The organism is Microbacterium sp. AK031, from assembly GCF_024807145.1.
GTDB lineage: Bacteria > Actinomycetota > Actinomycetes > Actinomycetales > Microbacteriaceae > Microbacterium.
Window position 1 is genome coordinate 442,062 of sequence record NZ_JANUCA010000001.1, and the last position, 26,697, is coordinate 468,758.

Annotated in this window: 24 protein-coding genes; 14 read left to right on the forward strand and 10 right to left on the reverse strand. The window is 66.5% G+C overall.

Annotation, left to right across the window (positions count from 1 at the left end):
- Positions 1 to 36 precede the first annotated feature (36 nt).
- The 5 genes from mtrA to hpf all read left to right on the forward strand — a co-directional run bounded on the left by mtrA (position 37) and on the right by hpf (position 5,645).
- Entirely contained in the window at positions 37 to 717 is a 681-nt protein-coding gene (gene mtrA / locus HDC95_RS02030) for an MtrAB system response regulator MtrA (RefSeq protein WP_259061509.1), read from the forward strand.
- Between the two features lie 9 nt (positions 718 to 726).
- Entirely contained in the window at positions 727 to 2,430 is a 1,704-nt protein-coding gene (gene mtrB / locus HDC95_RS02035; protein ID WP_259061510.1) for an MtrAB system histidine kinase MtrB, read from the forward strand.
- On the forward strand, positions 2,427 to 4,139 hold the full coding sequence (locus HDC95_RS02040; protein WP_259061511.1) for an LpqB family beta-propeller domain-containing protein: 1,713 nt from the start codon (positions 2,427 to 2,429) through the stop codon (positions 4,137 to 4,139). The genes mtrB and HDC95_RS02040 overlap by 4 nt, the downstream gene beginning before the upstream one ends.
- Before the next feature lie 88 nt (positions 4,140 to 4,227).
- Entirely contained in the window at positions 4,228 to 4,890 is a 663-nt protein-coding gene (locus HDC95_RS02045) for a ComF family protein (protein ID WP_259061512.1), read from the forward strand.
- A gap of 98 nt (positions 4,891 to 4,988) precedes the next feature.
- Entirely contained in the window at positions 4,989 to 5,645 is a 657-nt protein-coding gene (gene hpf, locus HDC95_RS02050; RefSeq protein WP_259061513.1) for a ribosome hibernation-promoting factor, HPF/YfiA family, read from the forward strand.
- Between the two features lie 48 nt (positions 5,646 to 5,693).
- On the opposite strand, the gene HDC95_RS02055 is transcribed toward hpf, so the two are convergent.
- Together HDC95_RS02055 and HDC95_RS02060 are read right to left on the reverse strand one after the other, a co-directional pair.
- Positions 5,694 to 7,013, reverse strand: coding sequence for a hypothetical protein (locus HDC95_RS02055; RefSeq protein ID WP_259061514.1), 1,320 nt, complete (start codon positions 7,011 to 7,013; stop codon positions 5,694 to 5,696).
- Positions 7,014 to 7,071: 58 nt separating this feature from the next.
- The gene (locus tag HDC95_RS02060; protein WP_259061515.1) at positions 7,072 to 7,659 is read right to left on the reverse strand and encodes a PadR family transcriptional regulator; all 588 of its coding nucleotides are present in this window, start codon (positions 7,657 to 7,659) and stop codon (positions 7,072 to 7,074) included.
- A gap of 169 nt (positions 7,660 to 7,828) precedes the next feature.
- Here HDC95_RS02060 and secA point away from each other — a divergent pair, with 169 nt between their 5' ends.
- Together secA and HDC95_RS02070 are read left to right on the forward strand one after the other, a co-directional pair.
- Positions 7,829 to 10,642, forward strand: a complete 2,814-nt coding sequence (gene secA, locus HDC95_RS02065; protein ID WP_259061516.1) for a preprotein translocase subunit SecA — start codon at positions 7,829 to 7,831, stop codon at positions 10,640 to 10,642.
- 65 nt (positions 10,643 to 10,707) lie between these two features.
- Positions 10,708 to 11,934 carry a pyridoxal phosphate-dependent aminotransferase gene (locus HDC95_RS02070; RefSeq protein ID WP_259061517.1) on the forward strand — a complete coding sequence of 409 codons (1,227 nt, stop codon included), beginning with the start codon at positions 10,708 to 10,710 and terminating at the stop codon, positions 11,932 to 11,934.
- On the opposite strand, the gene HDC95_RS02075 is transcribed toward HDC95_RS02070, so the two are convergent.
- Complete coding sequence (locus tag HDC95_RS02075) at positions 11,825 to 13,114, reverse strand: P-loop NTPase (RefSeq protein ID WP_259061518.1); 1,290 nt, start codon at positions 13,112 to 13,114, stop codon at positions 11,825 to 11,827. The genes HDC95_RS02070 and HDC95_RS02075 overlap by 110 nt on opposite strands.
- Positions 13,111 to 13,731 (reverse strand): SAF domain-containing protein, encoded by a 621-nt coding sequence (locus HDC95_RS02080; RefSeq protein ID WP_259061519.1) that lies wholly within the window; start codon positions 13,729 to 13,731, stop codon positions 13,111 to 13,113. The genes HDC95_RS02075 and HDC95_RS02080 overlap by 4 nt, the downstream gene beginning before the upstream one ends.
- A 99-nt stretch (positions 13,732 to 13,830) precedes the next feature.
- On the opposite strand from HDC95_RS02080, the gene HDC95_RS02085 reads away from it, so the two are divergent.
- Positions 13,831 to 14,106 (forward strand): helix-turn-helix domain-containing protein, encoded by a 276-nt coding sequence (locus tag HDC95_RS02085; protein WP_259061520.1) that lies wholly within the window; start codon positions 13,831 to 13,833, stop codon positions 14,104 to 14,106.
- 26 nt (positions 14,107 to 14,132) lie between these two features.
- On the opposite strand, the gene HDC95_RS02090 is transcribed toward HDC95_RS02085, so the two are convergent.
- Entirely contained in the window at positions 14,133 to 14,759 is a 627-nt protein-coding gene (locus HDC95_RS02090) for a hypothetical protein (RefSeq protein WP_259061521.1), read from the reverse strand.
- Between the two features lie 87 nt (positions 14,760 to 14,846).
- Between HDC95_RS02090 and HDC95_RS02095 the strand changes: the two genes are divergently transcribed.
- Together HDC95_RS02095 and HDC95_RS02100 are read left to right on the forward strand one after the other, a co-directional pair.
- Positions 14,847 to 15,233, forward strand: a complete 387-nt coding sequence (locus HDC95_RS02095) for an Rv3235 family protein (RefSeq protein ID WP_259061522.1) — start codon at positions 14,847 to 14,849, stop codon at positions 15,231 to 15,233.
- A gap of 31 nt (positions 15,234 to 15,264) precedes the next feature.
- Positions 15,265 to 16,749: a sensor histidine kinase gene (locus HDC95_RS02100; protein WP_259061523.1), complete on the forward strand. Its 1,485-nt coding sequence runs from the start codon at positions 15,265 to 15,267 to the stop codon at positions 16,747 to 16,749.
- A gap of 49 nt (positions 16,750 to 16,798) precedes the next feature.
- Here the strand turns inward: HDC95_RS02100 and HDC95_RS02105 are convergent, their stop codons facing one another.
- Positions 16,799 to 17,047 (reverse strand): WhiB family transcriptional regulator, encoded by a 249-nt coding sequence (locus HDC95_RS02105; protein ID WP_033104713.1) that lies wholly within the window; start codon positions 17,045 to 17,047, stop codon positions 16,799 to 16,801.
- A gap of 210 nt (positions 17,048 to 17,257) precedes the next feature.
- On the opposite strand from HDC95_RS02105, the gene HDC95_RS02110 reads away from it, so the two are divergent.
- Positions 17,258 to 17,656: a hypothetical protein gene (locus tag HDC95_RS02110; protein ID WP_259061524.1), complete on the forward strand. Its 399-nt coding sequence runs from the start codon at positions 17,258 to 17,260 to the stop codon at positions 17,654 to 17,656.
- A 3-nt stretch (positions 17,657 to 17,659) separates the two neighbouring features.
- On the opposite strand, the gene bcp is transcribed toward HDC95_RS02110, so the two are convergent.
- Genes bcp through aroA form a run of 3 tightly spaced genes read right to left on the reverse strand, consistent with a single transcriptional unit; the run spans position 17,660 to position 20,547 of the window.
- Positions 17,660 to 18,136 (reverse strand): thioredoxin-dependent thiol peroxidase, encoded by a 477-nt coding sequence (gene bcp / locus HDC95_RS02115; RefSeq protein WP_259061525.1) that lies wholly within the window; start codon positions 18,134 to 18,136, stop codon positions 17,660 to 17,662.
- Positions 18,137 to 18,145: 9 nt separating this feature from the next.
- Positions 18,146 to 19,225, reverse strand: coding sequence for a ribosome small subunit-dependent GTPase A (rsgA, locus tag HDC95_RS02120; RefSeq protein WP_259061526.1), 1,080 nt, complete (start codon positions 19,223 to 19,225; stop codon positions 18,146 to 18,148).
- Positions 19,222 to 20,547 (reverse strand): 3-phosphoshikimate 1-carboxyvinyltransferase, encoded by a 1,326-nt coding sequence (aroA, locus tag HDC95_RS02125; RefSeq protein WP_259061527.1) that lies wholly within the window; start codon positions 20,545 to 20,547, stop codon positions 19,222 to 19,224. The genes rsgA and aroA overlap by 4 nt, the downstream gene beginning before the upstream one ends.
- Positions 20,548 to 20,595: 48 nt before the next feature.
- On the opposite strand from aroA, the gene HDC95_RS02130 reads away from it, so the two are divergent.
- The 3 genes from HDC95_RS02130 to HDC95_RS02140 are packed head-to-tail and all read left to right on the forward strand — an operon-like array spanning position 20,596 to position 22,839.
- The gene (locus HDC95_RS02130) at positions 20,596 to 21,258 is read left to right on the forward strand and encodes a sigma-70 family RNA polymerase sigma factor (protein WP_396652617.1); all 663 of its coding nucleotides are present in this window, start codon (positions 20,596 to 20,598) and stop codon (positions 21,256 to 21,258) included.
- Positions 21,255 to 21,500 (forward strand): zf-HC2 domain-containing protein, encoded by a 246-nt coding sequence (locus HDC95_RS02135; RefSeq protein WP_033104707.1) that lies wholly within the window; start codon positions 21,255 to 21,257, stop codon positions 21,498 to 21,500. Before HDC95_RS02130 ends, HDC95_RS02135 begins: the two co-directional genes overlap by 4 nt.
- Before the next feature lie 46 nt (positions 21,501 to 21,546).
- Entirely contained in the window at positions 21,547 to 22,839 is a 1,293-nt protein-coding gene (locus HDC95_RS02140; protein ID WP_259061529.1) for a GNAT family N-acetyltransferase, read from the forward strand.
- A 17-nt stretch (positions 22,840 to 22,856) separates the two neighbouring features.
- On the opposite strand, the gene HDC95_RS02145 is transcribed toward HDC95_RS02140, so the two are convergent.
- A complete protein-coding gene (locus tag HDC95_RS02145; protein ID WP_259061530.1) occupies positions 22,857 to 26,546 on the reverse strand; it encodes a multifunctional oxoglutarate decarboxylase/oxoglutarate dehydrogenase thiamine pyrophosphate-binding subunit/dihydrolipoyllysine-residue succinyltransferase subunit in 3,690 nt (1,229 codons plus the stop codon).
- Positions 26,547 to 26,697 lie beyond the last annotated feature (151 nt).

The window sequence follows — 26,697 nt, forward strand, 5'->3', positions numbered from 1 at the left end:
CCGCGCACATGCTGAGAAAGATGAGGCTGGGATCAGATGACCTCACGGATCCTCGTGGTCGACGACGACACCGCGCTCGCCGAGATGATCGGGATCGTGCTGCGCACCGAGGGCTTCGAGCCGGTGTTCTGTGCCGATGGCGCGAAGGCCGTCGAAGAGTGGCGCGCACAGCGACCCGACCTCGTGCTGCTCGACCTCATGCTGCCAGGAATGGACGGGATCGAGATCTGCACGCAGATCCGCGCCGAGTCCGGTATCCCGATCATCATGCTGACCGCGCGCGGCGACACGGCAGACGTGGTGCGCGGACTCGAAGTCGGCGCCGACGACTACATGGTCAAGCCCTTCAACCCGAAAGAGCTCGTCGCCCGGATCCGCACTCGTCTACGACCGGTGACCGCAGCGACCAGCGAGGTGCTGCGCATCGGCGACCTCGTCGTCGACGTCGAGGCGCATGAGGTGCGCCGCGGCACGACATCGATCCCGCTGACGCCGCTCGAGTTCCAGCTGCTGGTCGCTCTCGCATCGAAACCGCAGCAGGTCTTCTCGCGGGAGATGCTGCTCGAACAGGTCTGGGGCTATCACTACAAGGCGGATACCCGCCTGGTGAACGTGCACGTGCAGCGGCTGCGGGCGAAGGTCGAGCTCGACCCCGATCTGCCGAAGATCGTCATGACGGTCCGTGGCGTCGGCTACCGGGCCGGGAGCGTCGGCTAGGGGACTGCGTTGGCCGCGACGAGCGCGACGCCCACGACCGTCGCGCTGTGGCGTGACTGGCGGGGTTGGCCGGAGACGATCGCTACGCTGTGGCGCCGCTCGCTGCGGTTCCGCATCATCTCCATCACGCTGCTGCTCACCTCGTTCTCGATCTTCGTGACCAGCCTCACGATGTCGCTCGTCATTCAGAACAATCTCTTCGAATCCCGTCGGGACGAAGTGCTCAGCGATGCGCGCAGCGCAGTGGGCGCTGCGCAGCGGACCCTCGATTCCGCCGAGGTGTCGGATGACCGATCAGCACTGCGCGCGCTGTGGCAGGACGTGCAGGAGTCCATTCCGCGGGTGTCATCGTCGTCGCTCATCGCGGTCTATGCGATCGACGTGCCACCGGTGGGAACAGGAGTGCGCGGCTTCACGATCGGCGGGCTCAGCGCGGACCTGCTGAGCGCGGGGCTGCGCGAGCGCGTCGTATCGCTGCCGGATCGTCAGGCGTGGCAGTCGGTCGCGCTCCCGATGGGGGATGGGGCGACCGCGCCAGGCATCGTCGTCGGACAGCAGCTGCTCGTGCCGGAGGTCGGCGCATTCGAGGTGTACATCGCATACGACCTCGCCGATTCCGAACAGACCCTGCAGTTCGTGCAGAGCACGCTGTGGGCGGCTGGTATGATCCTCATCGCGATCACCGCCGGCATCTCGTGGATCGTGTTGCGCACGGTCTCCAAACCCATCGTCGAAGCCGCCGAGACCAGCGCGAGACTCGCCTCGGGCGATCTGGAAGTGCGATTGCCAGTGCACGGCGAGGATGAGCTGGCGACGCTGGCTCGTTCGTTCAATGCGATGGCGGACAGCATCGAGTCCCAGATCAAGGAACTCGGCGAGCTGTCGCTCGTGCAGCAGCGGTTCGTCTCAGATGTGTCGCACGAGCTGCGCACGCCGCTGACGACGATCAGACTCGCCGCCGACATGCTCAACGACCAGCGCGAGCAGTTCGACCCGACCACGAACCGCACGGCCGAACTGCTGCACACGCAGGTGCAGCGGTTCGAGACGTTGCTCGCCGACCTGCTGGAGATCAGCAGGTACGACGCGGGATCCGTCCAACTGGAGCTGGAGGCGACAAGTCTCGCGACCCTCGCCGAAGATGTCATCGATCAGATGCTGCCGCTTGCGGAGGGGCACGGCTCCGAACTCCGCCTCGTCGCGCCAGGCGGATACACGCCCGTTGACATGGACCCGCGACGAGTGCGCCGTGTGCTGCGCAACCTCATCGGCAATGCGATCGAGCACGGCGAGGGGCGGCCGGTTGTCGTCACCGTCGACAGCAACCAGCACGCCGTCGCGGTCGGAGTGCGCGATTTCGGCCTCGGCATGGATCCCGAAGACGCCCAACGCGTGTTCGACAGGTTCTGGCGGGCGGATCCCTCCCGGCAGCGCACGATCGGCGGCACGGGGCTCGGCCTGTCAATCGCTCTGGGCGATGCGCGGCTGCACGGCGGGACTCTCGCGGTCTGGTCAGAGATCGCGGTCGGCACGAACTTCGTCCTCACTCTGCCGCGCCAGCCGGGAGACATCGAGGGCCCGTCGCCGGTCGCGCTCGAGCCGGAGGCGGCACTGCCGGAAGTCACACCTGCCACCCAGCCGATTCAGCTAACGGAGCTGCGCGAGCTCTACTTCATCGACCCCGTCTCCACCGGAGAGGACGATCGCTCATGACACGCAGACGTCGGGGATTCTTCATCGGCGCGGTCGCCGTTTTCGCAGTGCTGCTCTCGGCATGCGCAGGGCTGCCGATGTCGGGTGAGGTGAAATCGGGGCTCGTGCTGGACGATGTCGACCTGGCGCCGGACATCAGCCAGATCGCAGCCGGTCCGTTGGAAGGAGCGAGCCCGGAGGAGATCGTGGAGGGCTTCATGGACGCCGCCCTCACGCCGGCCGACGGATGGAAGACGGCTCGCGAGTTCCTGAGTCCCGATCTCGCCCAGACATGGCGTCCCAACGCTCAGGTCACGGTCGACTCCAGCGCGGCCGCCAGAGAGTTCACCGCCGACGTCACGAGCGCGGACGACACCGCGCAGGAGGGCGATGTGCGCGTCCTGTTGGACCAGACCGCTCACGTGGACGAGTCCGGTGCCTACACACAGCTGTCGGGAGACACGTCGGTCGTCTCATTCGAGGTCGCCGAGAACGCGGACGGCGAATGGCGGATCACCGCCGCCGCCGATGGCGTCATCCTCGACGCCGAGGCCTTCCCGCAGGTGTACCGCAGCTTCGCGTTGCAGTTCTACGACCAGAGCTGGACGCATCTGATCCCCGACGTGCGGTGGTATCCGCGACGGGGCCAGATCGTGACGACGCTCACTCAGTCGCTGCTCTCCGGAGCCCCCAGCGGGTGGCTGGCGCCCGCAGTGCGCAGCGCGTTCCCGAGCGATGTGGCCCTCGCGCGCGAATCCGTCCCCGTCGACACCGACAAGGTGGCCACTGTCGAGCTGACCCCCGCAGCCCTGGCGCTTGATGCCACCGCACTGGCGCGCATGCGCACCCAGCTCGAGGAGACGCTGCGGCCGGCGGGCGTGACCGAGGTTGAGCTCTTGGTGAACGCGCGAGATCTGAACGCCGGCCGCGCGACGGTCGAATCGCCGCGTGCCGAAACAGGGACCGTCGTGCTCACCGAGTCCGCGTTCGGGCTCTACCTCGGCGACGAGATCACCCCGTACGCAGGCATCTCCGATGAACTCGTCGAACTCGCGTCCTCCGTCGTCTCCGTCGATGTCGCTGCCGATGAGACGCGTGCGGCCGTGCAGTTCGAGGACGGCGGGGTGTATACCGTGGCAGCTGGACGAGTTGACCAGCTCGACACCAGGTCGGGGCTGGTCGAGCCGTCGATGGACCCGCGCGGCTACACCTGGTCAGTGCCATCGGCGAATCCTCGCGCGCTCACCGCGTGGGAGTCCGACGTGACACCGGTCAGCATCGCGAACGCCTTCCCGGATGCGGCATCCATCTCTCACCTGCGAGTGGCACCGGATGGCGTGCGCATCGCCGCGGTGGCGTCGATCGGAAGCCAGCCCTGGCTCGTGGTCGCCGCCATCGTCCGGGATCAGGATCACGTGCCCGTCGAGCTCGGACCAGTGCACACGATCGCTCGGCTGGACGGCGTCGCCCTCGGCATGGGCTGGGTGGACGAGAACGACCTCAGTGTGCTGATGGAAACGGATGGAAGCCGGGTGGTGCTGACGCAGGACGTCGGCGGCATGAGCTCGTTCGCCGCCGCTCCGGGCGCGGCGACCTCGATATCCGGTGGGAACTCGGCGTCCGCGGTACGCATCCTCAATGCCGACGGCGTGCTGTTCGCACAGCGCGGCACCACGTGGCAGATGGGACTCACGGATGTACTGGTGCTGGGCACGCGTGCCGGTCAATAGTCCTCCACGACTCCCGATCTGAACCGATTCTCCACCGGTCGCGCTTCTCGGCAGCCGCCGAGCGGTTCAGAGGCGCACAGTCGGATGCATGTCGAACCGATGGGCTTCGCTCGCCGACGAGATCGCCGCCTTCCTGCTGTCCGGATGCTGCGCAGGATGCGATGAACTCGGCACGCTGCTGTGCGACGAATGCGCAAGATCACTGGTCGTTGCACCGGTGCGGAGGGTGACACCGGGCGGGCTGTCGGTGATCGCGGCGCTCGAGTACCAGGGCGTGGTCGCCCGGTGCATCCGTCGGCTGAAGGAGGCGGGGGAGACGCGCCTCGCCCGCCCGCTCGGCGCTGCGCTGTCCGCGGTGGTCGCTGAGACCATTCTCGAAGGCATGCGGTCGCCGCTGATCGTGCCGGTGCCCACCGGGCGAGCAGCCTTTCGTCGTCGCGGGTATCGGGTGCCCGAGTTGCTGATCCGGCGCGCGGGCTTTCCGGTGAGCAGGATGCTGATGAACGCACGGGCCACGGCCGATCAACGCGAACTCGGGGTCGTCGAGCGCGGACGGAACGTTTCAGGAAGCATGCGAGCGCGACACGCCCGGGATGCGGGTGACGCACTGCTTATCGATGACGTCGTCACCACGGGTGCCACTCTCGACGAAGCCGCGCGTGCCCTGGGAGCGGCGGGATTCCGGGTGTGCGGAGCGGTGGCGCTCGCCGCCACGCCACGGCACAGTCGATTCCAGGTAAACGCATCGTGAATGAACCGTGACATCCATCGCAGCGGCGACTACGGTAGGGGGACACAAGGCGACCACGGTCCGCCCTTGGCCGGGAGGACCGGGACAAGGAGACAGCAATGGAAACAAGCATCGTTGGCGTCGGAGTGGGAATCACCGATCGCTTCCGAACCGTTGTCGAGGAGAAGATCGCCCGCGTCCAGCCGCTTGCCGCCAAGGTGCAGCGACTGGATGTGAAAGTCACGCATCGCGCCTATCGCGGCGGGCGTGTTCCTGACGAGACTGTGGAACTCACTCTCGTAGGCAAGGGTCCGGTGGTGCGGGCGGAGGCCGTCGACGGCGACAAGTTCGTGGCTCTCGATCTCGCCATCGACAAGATGTCGCAGCAGCTGCGCCGTGCGAAGGAGAAGCGGGTCGACGGACGTCAGCATCCTCGTGGGGCGCATTTCGAAAAGGGCAGCGGCTCGCTGGAAGGGATCGACGTCGAACCCGCATCCGCAGATGTCCTGCATGCCGTCGCGACGGGAACGGTCCCGGTGCAGCACGACGAGGAAGAGGCTTACTCGCCGGTCGTCATCCGCACCAAGAACTTCGACGCGGAGTGGATGACCGTTGAGGAGGCTGTCGACCGGATGGAACTGGTCGGACACGACTTCTTCCTGTTCGTCGACGTCCGCACGGATCACCCGAGCGTCGTCTACCGGCGCAAGGGGTGGGATTACGGTGTGATCTCCCTGACGGCTCAGGCGCCACCTGCAGAAGCTCTCGCGTCCTGACGCAGAATGGCCCGGCATCGTGATGCCGGGCCATTTCCATGTCGGTGCTCAGTCGAAGATGCCGTCCAGGATGCTGCCGATGACGAGGCCGCCCATGATGCCGCCCATGACGTCGCCTCCGCCGCCACGGCGTCCGCCGCCCCAACCGCCGCCCCAGTCCTGCTGCTGCTGCGGACGTGCGGAATCGATGTCGCGCTGCGCGAGCTGCAGCGCCTCCGCGGCCAGCTGGGCGACGCGGCGCGCGCCGGCAAGAGCATGCTCACGTGTGTCCTCTGCTGATATGAGCTCAGGGATGTCGATGCGCAGTCGCTCCGCCTCGGCGAAGCGGGTGCGGGCATCGGCGCCGATCCAGCCGCGGTGTCCTGAGATGAGCCCGCGTGCGACGCCGAGCTGACGGTCGGCATCGTCGAGGGCGTGCTGCACCTGCGCGATGCTCGGCAGCGGGTTCTGAAGGCGGTAATGCGCCTTGGCGATCGCATCGTGGAGCGCCGAGTTCGCGGTGCGCAACCGGGTCAGCTCGGCGAATGGATCATTGCGCGATCCGGCAGGCTCCAGAGAGTCCAGTGCCTTCTCGAGTTCGGCCGTGGCCTCGGTGACAGCGGGGACCTTGGGCGCGGTGCGCGCCGCGATGACGTCGCCTCGTGAATCGGCGACCACCTCGGCGAGTGTGGATTCGGCGCGCAGCGCCTCGATCTCGAAGTCCTCGACCGCGTCCAGGAGGGCCCCGACGCGACGGATCGCCTCGGTAGCAGTCTCGAGCGCGAGATTCGCCTCTTCGTTCTGCCTGGCCGCACGACGACGTTCTGCGACGTCAGCACCGTGCGTGGCGAACGCGATGAGTTGCTCGGCCTCATCGGCGCTGTTGCGGATCTGCTGAAGCGCGCTTTCGGCGTAGCGGCTGGAGAGCCGCTCGATGATGCTGCGGGCCTGCGGCAGACGCGCCGACAGTCTTTCGGAGTCCGAGCGCACCTTCTCACGCACCTGCGGTGCTCGGCGGACCTTGGCGATCGACTCGGCCAGTGCCGCGGTCTTCTCATCCAGCAGGTCTTCGGCCCAGTCGCACAGCTGCACGATCCGGGCGTTGCGCGTGCGGAGTTCCTCATCGGTGTCGGGGATCTCGTCGTGATTGAGCTGATGCAGCTGGAATGCTTCGCGCAGGTGGGTGCGCACAGCATCCAGAGCCGATTTCAGGTCCTTCGTGAGCGAGAGACCCAACTCTGCCTCGGCGAAGGAGAGCTCGTCGCCCGCGGTGCGGATGCGCTCGTCTGCTGCGACCAGTGCCTGTTCCGCCTTGCGAGCGAGATCGGCGTCCTGTGCTGCTTGCGCAGCTTCTTCTTCGCGCTTGCGCTTACCCCAGAATCCGGCCATGGGTCGATCTTAGTGACCGATGGCGATCAGGAGGCTGAGCATCCGCTCGGGGCGAACCTCAGGCGGGCGTCGCCGCTTTGGCGGCCCGCTTCACCGGACGCCCGCGCTTGGGACGTTCGGCGGAGAGTTCGACGCCGATCGCGTGGTGCGGATGCTCGGCGAGCCGTTGTTCGACGCGATCGAGCCAGCGCAGTTCGGCTTCGGCGGTGAAGAGCATGGCGTCAGCGATCAGAGAAGCGGCCAACCCGTTCGGTGACGCTTCGCGCAGCGACTTCACCCTGGTCTGCGACTCGGTTCGTTGGGCACGGATCAGCGCGCCGGCGTCCACTCCGGGCAGCGTCGCGGCCACGGCGAGCTTTATGGCGAGCTCGTCACGTGCCGCCGGCCCGCGAACGACGGGGGAGGAGAGCCATCTGGCGACTTCGGCCGAGCCGGCATCCGTGATCCGCCAGTAGACGTGGCCCTGATCATCAGCCTCGCCACGGTCGACGAATCCGTCGCGCTCGAGCCTTTCGAGCGTGTTGTAGATCTGGCCGACGTTGAGCTGCCAAGTCGACCCCGTGCGACGATCGAACTCGTGGCGCAGTTGGTAGCCGTAGCAGGGACCCTGGTCGAGGATGGCGAGCAGGCTCTGACGTACTGACATGGCGACCTCCCGAAGTGCTTTCTCAGCATATAGATACTCGGCAACGTCGCCGGAATGACGTATCCAGACGATGCAAAGGTCACCGGCCGGTAACATAGTGAGGTATGCCCCGGTACCGAAGCCCGATCTGGGCCGCCGGGTTCAGACCCACAACAGGGAGATGACTTAAGTGGCGAATCCTCTTGAGAAGCTGCTGCGTGCCGGCGAGGGTCGCATCCTTCGCCGATTGAACCAGGTCGTGAAGGCCGTCGGCGCGCTGGAGGAGGACTTCGAGAGACTCACCGATGAGGAACTCTCGAACGAGACCGCTGAGCTGCGCGAGCGGTTCGACAAGGGCGAGACGCTCGATCAGCTGATGCCGGAGGCCTTCGCGGCCGTCCGCGAAGCCGCCAAGCGCACACTCGGCATGCGTGCCTACGACGTGCAGCTGATGGGTGGCGCCGCCCTGCACATGGGCAACATCGCCGAGATGAAGACCGGTGAGGGCAAGACGCTCGTCGCTACGTTCCCGGCCTACCTCAATGCGATCGCCGGCAAGGGCGTTCACATCATCACTGTCAACGACTTCCTCGCGTCGTATCAGGCCGAGCTAATGGGACGTGTGTTCCGTGCCCTCGGCATGAAGACCGGAATCATCGTCTCGGGTCAGACCCCTGCAGTGCGCCGTGAGCAGTACGCCGCAGACATCACCTACGGAACGAACAACGAGTTCGGCTTCGACTACCTGCGCGACAACATGGCGTGGCGCAAGGAGGATCTCGTCCAGCGCGAGCACTTCTTCGCGATCGTCGACGAGGTCGACTCGATCCTGATCGACGAGGCCCGCACGCCGCTCATCATCTCCGGCCCGTCCTCCGGTGAGGCCAATCGCTGGTTCACCGAGTTCGCGAAGATCGCCCGCACGCTCGAACCGGGCGAGGACTACGAAGTCGACGAGAAGAAGCGCACCATCGGTGTGCTCGAGCCCGGGATCGAGAAGGTCGAAGACTATCTCGGCATCGACAACCTGTACGAGTCGGCGAACACTCCGCTGATCTCGTTCCTGAACAACTCGATCAAGGCCCTCGCGCTGTTCAAGAAGAACACCGACTACGTCGTCATGAACGACGAGGTCATGATCGTCGATGAGCACACCGGGCGCATCCTGGTCGGCCGACGTTACAACGAGGGCATCCACCAGGCCATCGAGGCCAAGGAGAGTGTGCCGGTCAAGGCCGAGAACCAGACGCTCGCCACCGTGACGCTGCAGAACTACTTCCGCCTGTACGACAAGCTCGCGGGCATGACCGGCACGGCCGAGACCGAGGCCGCGGAGTTCATGTCGACCTACAAGCTCGGCGTCGTGCAGATCCCGACGAACAGGCCGATGATCCGCAAGGACAACGCCGACCTCGTCTACAAGAACGAGACGGCGAAGTTCGCGCAGGTCGTCGAGGACATCGTCGAACGCCACGAGACCGGGCAGCCGGTGCTCGTCGGCACGGTCAGCGTGGAGAAGAGCGAGTACCTGTCGCGCCTGCTGGCGAAGAAGGGCATCAAGCACGAGGTACTGAACGCGAAGAACCATGCGCGTGAAGCGGAGATCGTCGCACGCGCCGGCCGCCTCGGTGCCGTCACCGTCGCGACGAACATGGCCGGTCGCGGTACTGACATCATGCTCGGCGGTAACGCCGAGTTCCTCGCTGTGCAGGAGCTCAAGGCCAAGGGGCTCGATCCCGCCGAGACCCCGGAGGAGTACGAAGCAGCCTGGGATGAGGCGTACGAGGCCATGAAGGCGGTCGTCGCAGAGGAGAGCTCCAAGGTCACCGAAGCCGGTGGACTGTACGTGCTGGGCACCGAGCGCCACGAATCGCGCCGCATCGACAACCAGCTCCGCGGCCGCTCCGGTCGTCAGGGCGACCCCGGTGAGAGCCGCTTCTACCTCAGCCTCACCGATGACCTCATGCGCCTGTTCCAGTCGGGTGCCGCCGAGGCGATCCTCGCACGCACCAACTTCCCGGATGACGTTCCGATCGAATCCGGGCTCGTCTCACGCGCCATCCGCAGTGCACAGTCGCAGGTCGAGTCGCGCAACGCCGAGATGCGCAAGAACGTACTGAAGTACGACGACGTCCTCAACCGTCAGCGCGAAGCGATCTATGCCGACCGCCGGCACATCCTGCACGGCGATGACATCGCCGGACGCGTTCAGCATTTCATCGAGGATGCCATCACCGGCGTCGTCGCGGACCACACCAGCTCAGGGCACAACGAGAGCTGGGACTTCGACGCGCTGTGGACCGAGTTGAAGACGCTGTACCCCGTCAGTGTGACGATCGACGAGGTCGTCGCCGAAGCCAGCGGCCGCAAGGGCGGCATCGACGCCGAGGGGCTCACCCGCGAGCTGCTCTCCGACGCGAAGATCGCGTACGAGACGCGAGAGGCGAAGCTCGGCGAGGCGGCCACTCGGGAGTTGGAGCGCCGCGTGGTGCTCCAGGTCCTCGACCGTCGCTGGCGCGACCACCTGTACGAGATGGACTACCTCAAGGACGGCATCGGCCTGCGGGCGATGGCGCAGCGGGATCCACTCATCGAATATCAGCGTGAGGGCTACGCGATGTTCCAGTCGATGATGAGCCAGATCAAGGAGGAGTCGGTCGGCTACCTCTACAACCTCGAGGTCGAGGTGCGACGCGCAGGCGACTCGCAGACCACCGAGGTCGAAGCCAAGGGCCTCGCGACCGACGGCGGCGACCAGCGGCTGGAGTATTCCGCGCCCAACGACGCCGGTGAGGTGGAAGTCCGCAACGACCGCGGTCAGGTTCAGCAATCGGCGACGGATCGCCTTCAGCAGGCGGCCGCTGCGGCCGCAGCATCCGAAGGCGAAGCGCCGGCAGCACCCGAGCAGGGACCGCGCGGTGCTTTCGGGCAGCGTACGGATGCCCCAGCCCCGGCTGCGGGCAACCGCGAGCAGCGACGGGCGCAGGGCAAGAAGAAGAAGTGATCGCGGTCTGAGCGCCGCCGACTGTGCGGCGCTCAGCGCCCGGCGAGTGCCGGTAGGATTTCTCAATGACTCCTTCACGCCACTTCGACCAGTCGTCGAAGCTCAAGAACGTCCTGTACGAGATTCGCGGTAAAGCGCTCGTCGAGGCGGCGCGGCTGGAGGCGGAGGGCCACAACGTCCTCAAGCTCAACACGGGGAACCCTGCGATCTTCGGATTCGAGGCGCCGCATCAGATCGTGCACGACATGCTCGCGGCGCTGCCCACTGCGCACGGCTACAGCGACAGCCGTGGCATCATCTCCGCGCGTCGCGCAGTAGTGAGCAGGTACGAGCAGATCGAAGGCTTCCCTTCGGTCGATCCTGACGACGTCTACCTCGGCAACGGCGTCTCCGAGCTCATCACCATGACGATGCAGGCGCTCCTGGATCAGGGTGACGAAGTGCTGATCCCCGCGCCCGACTACCCGCTGTGGACGGCGATGACGAGCCTCGCCGGCGGAACGCCGGTGCACTACATCTGCGACGAGCTCAGCGGCTGGGAACCCGATCTGGAAGACATCCGATCCAAGATCACGCCCGCCACCAAGGCGATCGTGATCATCAACCCGAACAATCCCACCGGCGCGGTCTATTCGCGCGAGGTGCTGGAGGGCCTCGTCCAGATCGCCCGCGAGAATGAGCTGCTGATCCTCTCGGACGAGATCTATGATCGGATCCTGTTCGATGACGCCGTGCACATCCCCACCGCGACTCTCGCCCCCGATCTGCTCTGCCTGACCTTCAATGGTCTGTCCAAGACATATCGAGTAGCCGGCTTCCGCTCAGGGTGGCTGGTCATCACCGGGCCGCAGGATCACGCGAAAGGGTTCCTCGAGGGCATCACACTGCTGGCGTCGACAAGGCTCTGCCCGAACGTGCCTGCCCAGCATGCGGTGCAGGCCGCGCTGAGCGGTGTGCAGTCGATCGATGCTCTGATCTCACCCACCGGCCGCCTTCACGAACAGCGCGATGTCGCATGGGAGGGTCTGGAGTCGATTCCGGGGATCTCATGCGTGAAGCCGCTCGGTGCGCTCTACGCCTTCCCTCGTCTGGACCTGAACGTGCACGAGATCCATGACGACGGCAAGTTCGTCTACGACCTGCTCGTCTCCGAGCACATCCTCCTCGTGCAGGGCACCGGGTTCAACTGGCCCACTCCGGATCACTTCCGAGTGGTGACGCTGCCCGAGCCCCGCGTGCTGGGCGAAGCCATCGAGCGGCTCGGGAACTTCCTCGCCGACTACCGGCAGTGACGCCCGCCGCTGCGACCGGTCTCTGCGGTTCGAGGGTCGCAGCGAGGCGCCGCACTGCGGCCACCAGAGTCGAGCGCGGCGTGACATCCGCCATCGGCCGTGCATGCAGCAGAGCGGCGTCTGCCGCGCGCTGATCCAGCGGCAGGAAAGCGACGTCGGTGATGCCGGCGAACCTCTCCAGCGCGCCGCGGATCTGGCCGCGGGCATCGATTCCCAGTGGCCCGGGTCTCACCTGATTCGCGACCACCGCTATGCGTGTCTCGGGTCCGACGAGCCTGCGCAGTTCGGCATGATCCCGGAGGAATCGTGACACCGACAGCGGATCGGCCGCCGTGACCGCCAGGATGACGTCCGCTTCGCGGAGCACGGTCGTGGTGGCGGCGTTTCGCCGGGGACCCGAGAGGTCGTCGGTGATCTCCTCATCAGCGTCGAAGGCCGCCGACACGTCGACTATCGTCACGTCCGCCCACTCGCGGCAGATCTGAAGGGTCGCACTCAGCCGTCCTGCGGCGAGCTCGGGCCACCGGGAAGGACGATTGAGCCCGCCGAGGACCTCGAGAGCGCCTCCGCTGGTCTCGACCCTCGTGGCCAGCCGGCCCAGTTCTGCGGCATCGAGTCCGCCGAGCTCGGCACGCCGGCATGCCGCGGCGATTCCGGGTGCATCATCGCCGAGCCCGAGCAGCAGCGCCAAAGAGGGAGCCACGGTGTCCGCGTCGACGAGCGCACAGGACTGACCGGATCGGGTCAGCTCCACGGCCAGCTGGATGGCGACGGTCGATCGTCCCGGCGCGCCGTGCGGTCCCCACACCGCGATCACGCGGCGGCGGGACGAGGCCGCCGGAGTCGCAGTGACAGGTACCTCATCGGAGAGCGCGTCGGCGATCTGCCAGGCGTCGGCGTCCTCGGGGAGTGCTTCAGGCAGCCCGTAGCGGCCGAGCAGACGGGAGTCACCCGTCCCCAGTGTGATGATCCGCACACCTGAGCGGTCGCAGGCCTCCACCAACTCGCTCGTCAGAGCCGCTCGTGTGGCGGGCAGGATCACGGCATCCGCCTCGGCCAGCAGTGCCGCCGTCAGCTTCGCAGGATGGACGACGTCGACGACCCGGATGCCGTCGCGTTCGAGGTCCGCGCCGAGAGCGGACGCACGGGGCTCGGCCAGAGCGATCAGCACCGACGTCATGAGCTGTGCCCGAGCGGCACCACTGAGAGTGCCGCGCCCGCGGTGATCGCCGCGAGGACGTCGGCGACATCGGATCGATCGATCACGATCTCGAGCGTCGCGCTCCGCTGTGCGAGCATGCCGTCGGCCTCGGGTATCGACGCGACGACGACATCGGCGACGAGGATGCGAGGAGCGTCGAACTCGTCGGTCTCGGCAAGCGGGGGCGCGAACCAGAGTTCGACGGGAGTGCCGACGTCCACGCTCTCGGGGATACCGACGCTGCTTTCGATCACGATGCTGGTCGTGCGACTCGACAGCGCGTCGGCGGCCGCTGCGACCGGCAGCAGCTCTCCGTCGGCCAGTGTTCGCGAAGCGACCATGCCAGGCTCGAGATCCTGCGGGGCGAGGTAGCCGTCCACGACGCTGCCGAGACTGACCTCCACGACGCGGAAATCGTCCGAGATCAGAGCCTCTCCCTGCGCGATTGTGCGATCCGCCTGCAGCACGGGTGTCGTCTGACGTGCTGATGACACGATCAGCCAGACACCGACGATGGAGAGGATCACCAGGGCCACCCCGATGAGGAATCGGATGTCACCCCAGAAGGCACGCCGTGCGCGTGGTTGGGTCATCATGCACATATCGTCACAGAATCGCCGTCGTCGAGTCGAAAGTTATCCACAACGTGATGCCGCTCGGGCATTTATGCGTCCTGGTCGCGAGACAATGGATGCATGGCCGATTCGCCCGCATCAGCTCCTCGTCTCCTCGCGCCCGCGCAGGTGGCCGAGCTGCTTGCGATCGAAGTCGACGAGGTGATCGCGCTCGTCATGAGCGGCCGATTGCGCGGTGCGCAGGTGGGCACTCCTCCGCGCTGGCGCGTGGCGGAGGACAGTATCGCCGACTATCTCGCCGAGCAGACCGAAGAGGCCAGGCGAATGGCGCTGTGGCAGCAGGCCGATTCCGCGAGTTTCCCGGAAGTCTGGGGAATCCAACGGCCGACGCACTAGCGCTCAGCTCGCGGCGTCATAGGGGTCTAGATGACCGTGCCATCCACCCTGGCCGACATGATCGCGGCGAACGGGACGAGGCGGAAGGCGCGCACGGCTTCGGCGCGTCGGGCCTGACCTGAGTCGTGGATCGCGAGATCGAGATGATCGGCACCGGCACGGTCGATGGTTCCGTGCACCCGCTCACCATCGCGCAGTGCGACGTGCAGCGGTGTGCGCCGGCGCGCGAGGTCGCGCATCAGGAATCCGAGTGTCATCCGCTCGCGCAGTTCATCGGCCGGGAGCAGAGCATCCTCCAGCGTCGCCAGCAGTGCACCATGCGCGGTCTCGATGCTGGTGATCGACACCATCGGCACGATCAGCGCGCCTGAGCTGTCAGCGGTCTGCGCTGCGATCCAGTCCATGCCGACGGCGCGTATGCGAACGGATCGACGGTCCCCATCTGCAAGGCGCAGACCGATCAGCGCGGAATCCTGCTCGAGCCGGCGCAGCCGGGTGCGCAGGGCGAGCTTCGCGATGCGCAGTCGCTCCGACTCGGCATCGAGAACCGCGCGCTCCGCCTCCCATTCGGCGGTGAGCTGCCCTTCCAGGTCTTCGAACAGACGATCCCATTGCACGCGATCGAGCGTAGGGGACAGTGACTGGACCCGCATGAGTTATCCACAGTTTGCGCTTCCGACCTGGCGCGGGACCCGTGGCGCGTGGTCTACTGGCTCGCATCGAAAACGAAAGTGAATACGATGACGCTTCACGAGTACTTCGCCCCGCAGCCGACTCCGGCAGCAGACCTGCCCAATCCGACGCAGCTGCTGCGAAGTCTCACTCAGGGAGTGCTCGAGGTGTTCGCCGGAGTGAGAGAGCTCGATCAGCTCGCACGCTGGTTCAGCGAGGAGGCGTTCCGCAAGCTCGGGGCGAGGGCGAACCTGTCTGCTCGGGCGCGCAGCGCGCGAGGTGTCCCTCCGGCGAGACCGGTGTTCGAGGTCCTCTCCATCCGCGAGACGGTGCCGGCAGACGGCGTGGTGGAAGCGGTGGTCATCGTCGCCGGGCCTGGTCGTACGAGGGCAGTGGCCATCCGGTTGGAAGGTCTCGATCGCCGCTGGCGCGCCACCTCCTTCGCTGTGCTCTGAGCAGTACGACGCACGCCATTAGGCTTGTGGGGTGTCCACCCTCAGTGATCTCGTCCTTGCCCAGGGTTGTCTTACCGACAACGATGTCGAATGGCTCCATCGCCTCGCGAGCGACGGGCAGCTGCTCGCGGACCTCGCCTCAGCGGACATCGTGCTCTGGGTCGCAACGAACGACGGATCGTTCATTGCCGTGGCCCACGCCCGCCCGAGCGGGGCTGCCACGCTGTTCTATCGCGACATCGTGGGGGAGGGCGTCAGGCAGCAGTGGCGCACGCAGGTGCGCGGGGCGTTCGACTCCGGCCAGATCGTCGACTCGTCTTCACCGGATTGGTTCGAGGAGACCCCCACGAGGCTGCGCGCCGTGCCGATCGTGCGTGAACGCGGCAAGGACGGCAACCCACCGCCGGTGATCGGGGTGCTCACCCGGCACAGCAACCTGGGGGAGACGCGCACACCGTCGCGGCAGCAGATCACCTTCGACGAGTGTGCGAACGACCTGTTCCGCATGATCGCGTCGAGCGAGTTCCCCGACCTGGCCGCACCGACGTCTCCTCGTCGAGGCGCCCCGCGCGCATCGGACGGGCTCATCCGCATCGACGTGGACGGGATCACCACCTTCGCCAGCCCCAACGCGCTCTCGGCCTTCAACAGGATGGGCTTCGACGACGAGCTCGAGGGGGAGTCGCTCGCTGAGGTGACAACGCGCATCCTGCCGTCGACGAGGCAGGTCGATGAGGCCCTTCCTGTCGTCGTCACAGGGCGAGCACCTTGGCGCACCGACATCGAAGCGCGGGGCGTGACCGTCTCGCTCCGCGCCATCCCGCTGAAGGACCACGGCACACGCATCGGCGCGATCATCCTGTGCCGCGATGTGAGTGAGCTGCGCCACCAGGAGCAGGAGCTGATCACCAAGGACGCCACGATCCGCGAGATCCACCATCGGGTGAAGAACAACCTGCAGACGGTGGCCTCGCTGCTGCGCATCCAAGCGCGGCGCACGCATTCGGACGAGGCGCGAGATGCGCTGACTCAGGCCATGAGGCGAGTCGATGCGATCGCCGTCGTGCATGACACGCTGGCGCAGGGGCTGACGCAGACCGTTGACTTCGACGAGGTGTTCCACCGCGTGCTCAAGCTCGTGGCTGAGGTCGCGGCGGCACCCAACACGCGTGCCCGCACGATGTCGACAGGACATTTCGGCGTGCTTCCGAGCGAATACGCGACGCCGCTCGCGCTGGCCCTCACAGAGGTCGTGACGAACGCCGTCGAACACGGACTCGCGGGCAAGGAGGGCACCGTGACGATCGACGCGGTGCGCACCGACGAGAAGCTGCACGTCTCGGTCCACGACACCGGTCACGGACTCCCTGAAGGACGGATCGGTCAGGGGCTGGGCACGCAGATCATCCGCACCCTCATCCAGGGGGAACTGGGCGGGAGCATAGAGTGGCGCGGCAGCGACACCGAGGGCACGGATGTGCTGATCGACATCCCGATGCGCTGGTTGAAGAACTGACATGAGAGCGGCCGGCCTGCATGTGCAGGCCGGCCGCTCTCATAAGAACTCAGGAAGCGCGACGAGCGCGCGCAGCGCGGCGCTTGAGGGCGCGACGTTCGTCTTCGGAGAGACCGCCCCATACTCCGGAGTCCTGGCTGGTCTCCAGCGCGTACTGCAGGCAGACCTCGGTCACGGTGCAGGTGGCGCAGACGGTCTTCGCCTTCTCGATCTGGTCGACGGCTGGTCCGGTGTTCCCTACAGGGAAGAACAGCTCGGGGTCGACAGTCAGGCAGGCAGCTTTGTCGCGCCAGTCCATGGGGGCTCCTCGGTATGGATTCTCGTGAGCAGTCGCAAGGCGATGGCTCGGTGATGGGCGGCGAATTCGGGGTGTCGTCCGCCCTTAAGTGATGCGAGCGGTTGCTCGCCCCACGCCGCTGTGGGAGCACATGACTGTTAACATTGTGTTACAGCACGAGCGCGAAATCAAGGATTTTGTGCCTACAAATCTGATTTCCCAGGAGACGCCTTGCAATCACCCCGTCTGGCGGCCGCAGCAGCGGCGGTGCTCGCGCTGGAAGGCGCAGCCCTCACAGTCATCGCCCTCGTCGAGATGCTCGGTCTCGGCGCCGGAGAGGCCGCATCGCTGCCCACTGCGATCGCATTGATCGTGCTGACCCTGATCGGGGCGGTGGCGCTGTTCGCATTCGCGGTCGGCACCCGACGGGGGCGCACATGGGCTCGTTCGGGCGGAGTGGTCCTGCAGGTGCTCGCGCTGGGCCTCGCTCTGGCGTCGCTGACGGTTCAGCCGGTGCTGTGGACGTTCGTGCTCGGAGTCGGAGCACCTGCGTCGGCCGGCCTCGTCCTACTCCTCGCGAGTGCGCGCAGAGAGAGCATCGAGCCATCCGAGGATCTGGCAGGCGACTGACGCTCAGTCGTCGACGCCGAGCATCTTCCGCAGGCGGGCGACGTGACCGGTGGCCTTGACGTTGTACAGCGCCTGCGTGATCGTGCCGTGTTCGTCGAGCACGAACGTCGAACGGATCACTCCCTCGACGACCTTGCCGTAGTTCATCTTCTCGCCCCAGACTCCGTAGGCGGTGTGCACTGCGTGGTCAGGGTCGCTCAGCAGGGTGAAGGTCAGACCGTCGCGCTCGCGGAACTCGGCCAGCTTCGACGGCTCGTCACGCGAGATTCCGACGACACGGTAACCGGCGCCGTGCAGCGAGGCGATGCTGTCCCTGAAGTCGCACGCCTGCGTCGTGCACCCCGGCGTCATCGCCGCCGGATAGAAATAGAGGATCGTCCTCTGACCGAGAAGATCGGACAGAGCGACCTTCTCTCCATCCTGGTCCGACAGGGAGAAATCAGGGGCGGCGGTACCGGGTTCGAGGCGCAGATTCGTCACGGTCCCAGCCTATCGACCGGGAGACCCCTGGTTCGCCTCCGCCTTGTCCGCGAAGGTCTGCAGCAGGCGCTGCAGCGAGTCCAGACGCGCGAGCGCTGCCGCACCGAGCTCGCCGCGTTCGGCAGCCTCGATCAGCGCACAATCGGGGGCATCGGTCAGGTGCGTGCAGCCTCGAGGGCAGTTCTCAGCGATCTCGGCGAGCTCCGTGAAGGACGCGAGGATGTTGGCCGGGTCGACATGCCCGAGGCCGAAGGAGCGCACTCCCGGAGTATCGATCACCCATCCGGTGCCCGCGGGGCTCACATACCGCAGTGAGACGGTCGACGAGGAGGTGTGTCGGCCTCGTCCCGTCACCTGGTTCACATGGCCGGTCGCGCGGCCGGCGGACGGCACGAGCGCATTCACGAGTGTCGATTTGCCGACTCCGGAGTGACCGACGAACACCGTCGAGTGCCCGATGAGTGCCGCGCCGATCTCGTCGATGGGCATCTCCTCCTGCGCGCTGGTGAACACGCGCAGGTCCAGTCCGTCGAAGTGCGACAGGAACTGCGCGGGGTCGGCGAGGTCGGTCTTGGTGACGACGAGGAGCGGACGGATGCCGGCATCCAGAGCCGCGACCAGATACCGGTCGACCAGGCGGGCACGCGGTTCGGGATCGGCCGCGGCGACGACGATGAGCATCTGATCGGCGTTGGCCACGATCACGCGCTCGACCTGATCGGTGTCATCCGCGCTGCGACGCAGCAGTGAGGTGCGTTCGACGATTCCGACTATGCGCGCCAGCGTGCCCTCATCGCCGGACGTGTCGCCGACCACGCGGGCCTGATCGCCGTTGACGATCGGAGCGCGGCGGAGCTCTCTGGCGCGTGTGGTCGTGATCGTGCGTTCGTCGTCGGTGTCCTCATCGATCATCACGCTGAAACGACCACGGTCGACTCCGAGGACCCGCCCGATCTGCGCATCCTCATGCGCGGGGCGACGCTTGGTGCGAGGGCGATTGGCCTTGGGGTTGGGGCGCACCCGGATGCTGGTCTCGTCGAAGTCCTCGAAGTCGCCGTCGAGGTCGTCGTCAGGATCGAGCCAGCTCACGCGGAGGTGCCTCCCAGCATCCGATCCCACAGCTGGGTGAACTCCGGCAGCGTCTTGGCCGTCGTGCCGATGTCGTCGATCTCCACGTCCGGAACGCGCAGGCCGACGAGAGCACCGGTCGTCGCGATGCGGTGATCGTGGTGCGCAGACCAGACGCCGCCGTGCAGGGGGCGGGGAATGATCCTGAGTCCGTCAGCGAGCTCCTGGACTTCGCCGCCCAGGGCGGTGAGATTGCCGATCAGCGCAGCGATGCGGTCGGTCTCATGCATGCGGATGTGCCCGATCCCGCGGATCGTCGTCGGGCTGTCGGCGAAAGCCGCGAGTCCGACGATCGTGGGTGAGAGCTCGCTGGCAGCGGAGAGATCGAGATCGAGACCGCGGATGCCGTCGCCGGCGCGCACGGTCATCGTGCCGCTGTGGCGTCCGACGTGCGCGCCCATCGCCTGCAGGATGTCGGGAAGCAGAGCGCCGGGCTGAGTGGAGTGCAGCGGCCAGCCGGTGATCGAGACTTCGCCGCCGCTCACCATCGCCGCAGCGAGGAACGGCGCGGCGTTGGAGAGGTCGGGCTCGATGGCGATCTCTTTGGCCCGGGGGACACCGGCCTCGACGAGCCATTCACCGACCGCGGGGCGTTCGATGCGGATGCCGCGGCGGCTCAGCGACTCGATCGTCATGTCGATGTGCGGCAGGCTCGGCAGGTGCTCACCGGTGTGCACCAGGTGCAGGCCGACGTCGAAACGTGGGGCGGCCAGCAGCAGGCCGGACACGAACTGGCTGGATGCCGAGGCGTCGATCTCGATCCTGCCTCCGCGGATGCGGCCATGACCGCGGATCGTGAACGGGAGGGACCAGGTGCCTTCATCGTCGATGTCGACGCCGAGGTCACGCAGCGCTGTGATCATCGCGCCCATGGGCCGGTGCAGCGCCGTCTCGTGCGCCGTGAGGTGCACATCCTCGGCCGCGAGTCCTGCGATCGGGGCGATGAATCGCATGACGGTGCCGGCCTGGCCGCAGTCGACCGTGCCCCCGCCGCGCAGATGGCCGGGTGTCACGAGCAGGTCGGGGCCGAACTCGCCCTCGCCGGCGATCTCTTCGATGCCTACGCCCAGAGCACGCAGCGCTTCGACCATGCGTTGGGAATCGTCCGAATGCAGCGGTGCTATCAGACGACCCTGGCCGTCTGCGATCGCCGCGATGATCAGCTCGCGGTTGGTGAGCGACTTCGACCCCGGAATGGTCAGCGTCGAGTGCACAGCGCCGGCGGCTACGGGCGCACTGTATGCGCCCCGGGCGGGGGAGGTGGAATATCGCGTGTCGCTCATCGGTTCCACCTTAGTGAACGGCGAGGCACGCGCCGAGAAGGAGTCCGAATGCTCGCAACGCTGGAAAGCGGGATCACAGATATCACCGGCTTAGACTGGCCCGTGATGGATGACATGGTACCCGCCGACACGATCGGCGACGCTCGGCGCGAGTTCGAGGAGCAGGCGATCCCCTTCATGGATCAGCTGTATGCGGCGGCGATGCGCATGACGCGCAATCCCGCCGATGCGGCCGACCTCGTGCAGGAGACCTTCGTGAAGGCGTTCGCATCGTGGGCGTCGTTCACGCAGGGGACCAACCTGAAGGCGTGGCTGTACCGGATTCTCACGAACACCTACATCAACATCTATCGCAAGAAGCAGCGCGAGCCGTTCCAGGGCACGATCGATGAGCTCGAGGACTGGCAAATGGGCGGTGCGGAGTCGACGACGGCGACGCACAGCCGGTCGGCTGAGGCCGAGGCGATCGATCGTATGCCGGCGTCCGTGGTTAAGGACGCCCTGCAGGAGGTCCCGGAGGACTTCCGACTGGCGGTGTACCTGGCCGACGTGGAGGGATTCGCGTACCAGGAGATCGCCGACATCATGAAGACCCCCATCGGCACCGTGATGAGCCGCCTGCATCGTGGCAGGCGAATGCTGCGTGAGATGCTGTCCGAATATGCCGCTGAGCGAGGAATCGCCGCGGCTGGTACGAGGAGCAAGAAATGAGCGACTGCGGCTGCGACAAGGCGCGTCAGGACCTGGAGGAGTACCTCCGCAACGAGGTGTGCAAGACCGAGCACACGCAGATCCGCGAGCACATCGAGAACTGCCCTTCCTGCCAGGGTGAGGCGCTCGTCGCCAGCACCCTCACAGAAGTCGTCGCTCGTGCGTGCAAGGAGACGGCCCCGGAAGAGCTGCGTGATCTGGTGCTCGCGAAGCTGCGCGCCGCGCAGGTCGCTGCGCACTGAGACCGCGTTCTGACGCCGCGTCGACGGCTGCGTTTAGGGTGGAGAGATGACCGACGCGCGCAGCATCCCTGTCGACCCCACGTCCGCCGAGCGACTGGCCGGCCAGCAGCTGACGTATCGAACGATCGACATGTCATCACCTGCGGATGCCGAGGCGTTCTTCCGCGCCGACGCACGCGGGTTCCTCGATGCCGAGCCCACCGCCGAGGCGGTGTCCACGACGATCGCCGCCTTGGAGGCACGTCGGAACCTCGGTGTGTTCGAGGCCGGTGCAGACACAGGCACGCTGCCGGTCGCGACGGTGAACTCGTGGATCACCCCACTCACCGTTCCCGGCGGCGAGGTCGACATGTGGGCGATCAGCTCTGTGACCGTCTCCGGCACCCATCGCCGGCGGGGCATCGCTCGGGCGCTTCTGGAGGGAGAGCTGCGGGCCGCAGCATCCGCCGGTGTCCCCGTCGCCGGACTCACCGCATCGGAGGCGACGATCTACGGCCGATACGGCTTCGCGTCGGCGATTCCGGTCGCGCGGATCACGATCGACACGCACCGTGCCGGATGGGCGGCGTCAGCGCCGGTCGGCAGGATCGAGTACGTCGACAAGGAGACGCTGAGGGATCACCTGTCGGCGTTGCACGAGGTCGAACGCGCGCAGCGCTCCGGGCAGATCGCGGGCTGGAAGCTGCGTTGGGAGCGTGTGGCCGGCCTCACGCCGGACCATCCGTCCGCAGCAGCAGTGCGCGGTGTCCGCTACCTCGACGAGCATGGCTCGGTGCGGGGAGTCATGGCGTACAAGCTCGCCGAGATCCCCGATGCATTCCGTTTCGAGATGACGGTCTTCCACCTGTCGGCCGTGACGTCCGACGCGCTCACGGCACTCTGGGGCTTCGCGCTTCAGCATGATCTGGTCGACAAGGTGAGCGTCGACCTGCGCCCGATCGACGAGCCGCTTCCATGGCTGGTGGCCGACCGGCGTGGTGTCGAGGTGGCCGTGCACGATCACGGCTGGCTGCGCATCCTGGATGTACCGACAGCGCTCTCGTCGCGCACGTACCGGGCGCCGATCGAGCTGGTCTTCCGCGTGGTAGACACGCTCGGCTTCGCAGACGGCTCCTGGCGCCTCGCCGTCGACGGCGGGCGCGGCACCGTCACGCCGGAGCCGGATGCCACGGCAGACGTCCGCCTTGATGTGGCGACGCTGTCAGCGCTGTACGTCGGGGGAGTGAGCGCCGTGCAGCTGCGAGCGGCGGGACTGCTGGATGCCACGGCAGAAGTCGCCGCATCCATCGACGACGCATTCCGTGCGGCGGCGGCTCCGCTGCTCGGTATCTGGTACTGAGCAGCGGAGCGTCACGATCAGGCGCCGAGTGCGCGCTTGAGCAGGTCGGCCTGCTCTGCCGCATGCACCTTGGAAGACCCTGCCGCGGGCGACGCGGAGGCCGCGCGGGCGACCGTGCGGAACTGACGGTCCCCCGGCACGTCTGCGAAAGCGAGGGCGAGGAACGGCCACGCACCCTGGTTCTCCGGTTCTTCCTGAACCCAGACCAGTTCTGCGTTCGGGTACGAGTCGGTGATCTCCTTGAGAGCATCGATCGGCGTCGGATACAGCTGCTCCAGCCGCACCAGGGCTATCTCCGGGTTCGGATTCTTGTCGAGTTCGGTGCGAAGATCCCAGTGCACCTTGCCCGAGTGCACGAGCACGCGCTTCACGCTCTCGCGGCTCAGGTCGCGGTGGTCGTCGATGACGGGCTCGAATCGTCCTTGGGTGAAGTCCTCGACCTTGCTGGTCGCACCGCGAAGACGCAGCATCGCCTTCGGTGTGAACACGATGAGAGGACGACGCGGGCGGGCGTACGCCTGGCGGCGCAACAGGTGGAAGTGCGAGGCCGGCGTCGACGGACGTGCCACGGTCATGTTCTCCTGCGCGCACAGCTGAAGGAAGCGCTCGATGCGAGCCGACGAGTGATCCGGTCCCTGACCCTCGTAGCCGTGGGGGAGCAGCAGCGTGACGCTGGACTGCTGGCCCCACTTCTGCTCGGCGGAGGAGATGTACTCGTCGATGACCGCCTGCGCGGTGTTCGCGAAGTCGCCGAACTGCGCCTCCCACAGCACGAGCGCTTCTGGCGCCTCGACCGAGTAGCCGTACTCGTAGGCCATCGCCGCGTACTCGCTCAGCAGCGAGTCGTAGATGAAGAATCGCCCCTGGTTCTCGGAGAGATTGGCCAGCGGCAGCCATTCCTGCCCATTCGCGCGGTCGTGCATGACGGCGTGGCGCTGTACGAACGTTCCGCGCCGCGAGTCCTGACCTGCGAGGCGTACCGGCGTGCCCTCGACGAGAAGAGATCCGAACGCGAGGAGTTCACCGAAGCCCCAATCGATGTTGCCGCTGCGCGTCATCTCGACGCGCTTGTCCAGCAGCTGCTGGATCTTCGGGTGCACCGTGAAGCCTTCTGGCTTGTTCGCGAACGCTTCGCCGACGAGGCTGACGACCTCGGCGGAGACGCCGGTCACATCGGGTTCGCCCGTGATCTCGTCGACCGGAACGAGATCCGGAGCGATCGGCGTCGCGCCGGTCTCTGCCGCGTGGGTTTCCGCGAACGCGACCTCGAGGCGGCGCTGGAAGTCGCCCTTGGCCTGGTCGTATTCTTCTTCGGTGATGTCACCACGGCCGACCAGCGCCTCGGTGTAGAGCTTGCGAACAGATCGCTTCTCCTGGATGAGGTCGGTCATGAGCGGCTGCGTCATCGAGGGATCATCGCCCTCGTTGTGACCGCGACGGCGGTAGCAGACGAGGTCGATCACGACGTCGCGGTGGAAGCGCTCACGGTACTCGAAGGCGAGCTGCGCCACGTGGATGACCGACTCGGGGTCATCGCCGTTGACGTGGAAGATCGGAGCCTGCGTGGTCTTGGCGACGTCGGTCGCGTACACCGAGGTGCGCGCATCCGTCGGCGTCGTGGTGAAGCCGACCTGGTTGTTGACGACGACATGGATCGTGCCGCCGGTGCGGTAACCGCGCAGCTGCGCCATCTGCAGCGTCTCCACGACGACGCCCTGGCCTGCGAAGGCCGCGTCACCGTGCACGAGGATCGGCAGCCACGAGAAGGTGCCGATCGGCTTGCGGTCCTGCTTGGCACGCACGATTCCTTCGAGCACGCCGTCGACGGTCTCGAGATGCGAGGGGTTGGCTGCGAGGTAGACCGGCAGTTCCGACTCATCGTCGGCGACGAATGTGCCCTGGGTGCCGAGGTGGTACTTCACATCGCCGGAGCCGCGCTTGTTCCCTGTGGCCTGAAGACCCTCGAACTCGCGGAACACCTGTCCGTACGTCTTGCCGGCGATGTTGGTGAGCACGTTCAGCCGGCCGCGGTGGGCCATGCCGATCGCGGCGCCCTCGAGGCCGCCGGCTGCGGCGCCCTGCAGGATCTCGTCGAGCAGCGGGATCAGCGATTCGCCGCCCTCGAGTGAGAAGCGCTTCTGCCCGACGAACTTGGTCTGCAGGAAGGTCTCGAACGCCTCGGCCTCGTTGAGCTTGCGGAGGACCCGCAGCTGCTCGTCGTGACCGGGCTTCTGGTACTTGACCTCGACCTGCTCCTGGAACCAGCGTCGCTGCTCTGGGTCCTGGATGTGCATGTACTCGATGCCGAGCGTTCGGCAGTACGAGTCGCGGAGCACGCCGAGGATGTCGCGCAGCTTCATCAGTCGCTTGCCGCCGAAACCGCCGGTGACGAACTCCCGGTCGAGATCCCAGAAGGTGAGGCCGTGGCTCTCGATCTCGAGGTCGGGGTGTGAGCGCTGCACGTACTGGAGCGGATCGATGTCGGCCATCAGATGTCCGCGGACGCGGTAGGAGTTGATCAGCTCCTGCACACGGGACTGCTTGTCGACGCGCTCGGCGAGGTCGACTGCGATGTCCGCGTTCCAGCGGATCGGTGCGTACGGGATGCGGAGAGCCGCGAAGATGTCGTCGTAGAAGCCTCGCTCGCCCAGGAGCAGCTCGTGCGTCTTCTTGAGGAACTCGCCGGAACCGGCACCCTGGATGACGCGGTGGTCGTACGTGCTGGTGAGGGTGATGGTCTTGCCGATGCCGAGCTCGGCGAGCGTCTTCGCGCTCGCGCCCTGGAACTCGGCAGGGTACTCGAGTGCGCCGGCGCCGATGATGCAGCCCTGGCCCTTCATGAGCCGCGGTACGGAGTGCACGGTGCCGATGCCGCCGGGGTTCGTGAGTGAGACGGTGGTGCCGGTGAAGTCGGCAGCGGTGAGCTTGTTCGCCCGTGCGCGGGTGACGAGGTCTTCGTAGGCGGCGAGATACTCGGTGAAGGTGAGCGTGTCGGCGCGCTTGATGCTCGGCACCATGAGTGCTCGGGTGCCGTCGGGCTTGGGCAGGTCGATCGCGATGCCGAGGTTGACGTGGGCCGGTGCGACGACAGAAGGTTTGCCGTCGATCTCGGCGTAGAACACGTTCTGGCTCGGGAACTCCTTCAGCGTCTGGATCAGAGCCCAGCCTATTAGGTGCGTGAAGCTGATCTTGCCGCCGCGTGAGCGCGACATGTGGTTGTTGATGACGATGCGGTTGTCGATCATCAGCTTCGCCGGGATGGTGCGAACACTGGTCGCGGTCGGAACAGTGAGCGACTGGTCCATGTTCGCGGCGAGGCTCTTGGTCATGCCGCGAAGGGGAGTGACCTTGTCCTCGTCAGCCGACTCCTCGGCGGACTTGGCCTCGGGTTTCGGCGCCTGAGCGGGAATCGGGGCGGGAGCTGCCGGCTTCGCCGTGGTGCGCGCGACGGGCTGCGAGCCGATCACAGGGATCGGCGCGGTCACCGGGTGCTCTGCGGATGTCGTGGCGGCAGGACCCGTTGCAGGCGCTGACGCAGCGGGTGAGGGCGCGGCATCCTGCTTGTAGTTCTCCAGGATCGGCCACCACTCCTTGTCGACGGAGTTCCGATCGATCTTGAACTGTTCGTAGAGTTCGTCGACGAGCCACGAGTTGGCTCCGAAATCTCCGTCGTCCGAACCTTCGACGCCGGCCACCTGGTTCGCCACGCGCTATCGCCCTCTTTCATCGCTGAAGCTTTGTCCACGCGTGAAACGGGAGGCCCCCGGGTCAGCGCGCTCTGCCCTCCAGCCTAACGTGTTCTCACGCGTGGATACGCGAGCGCGCCTGCCCGATCTGGAGGGATGAAGCTACCGTGGA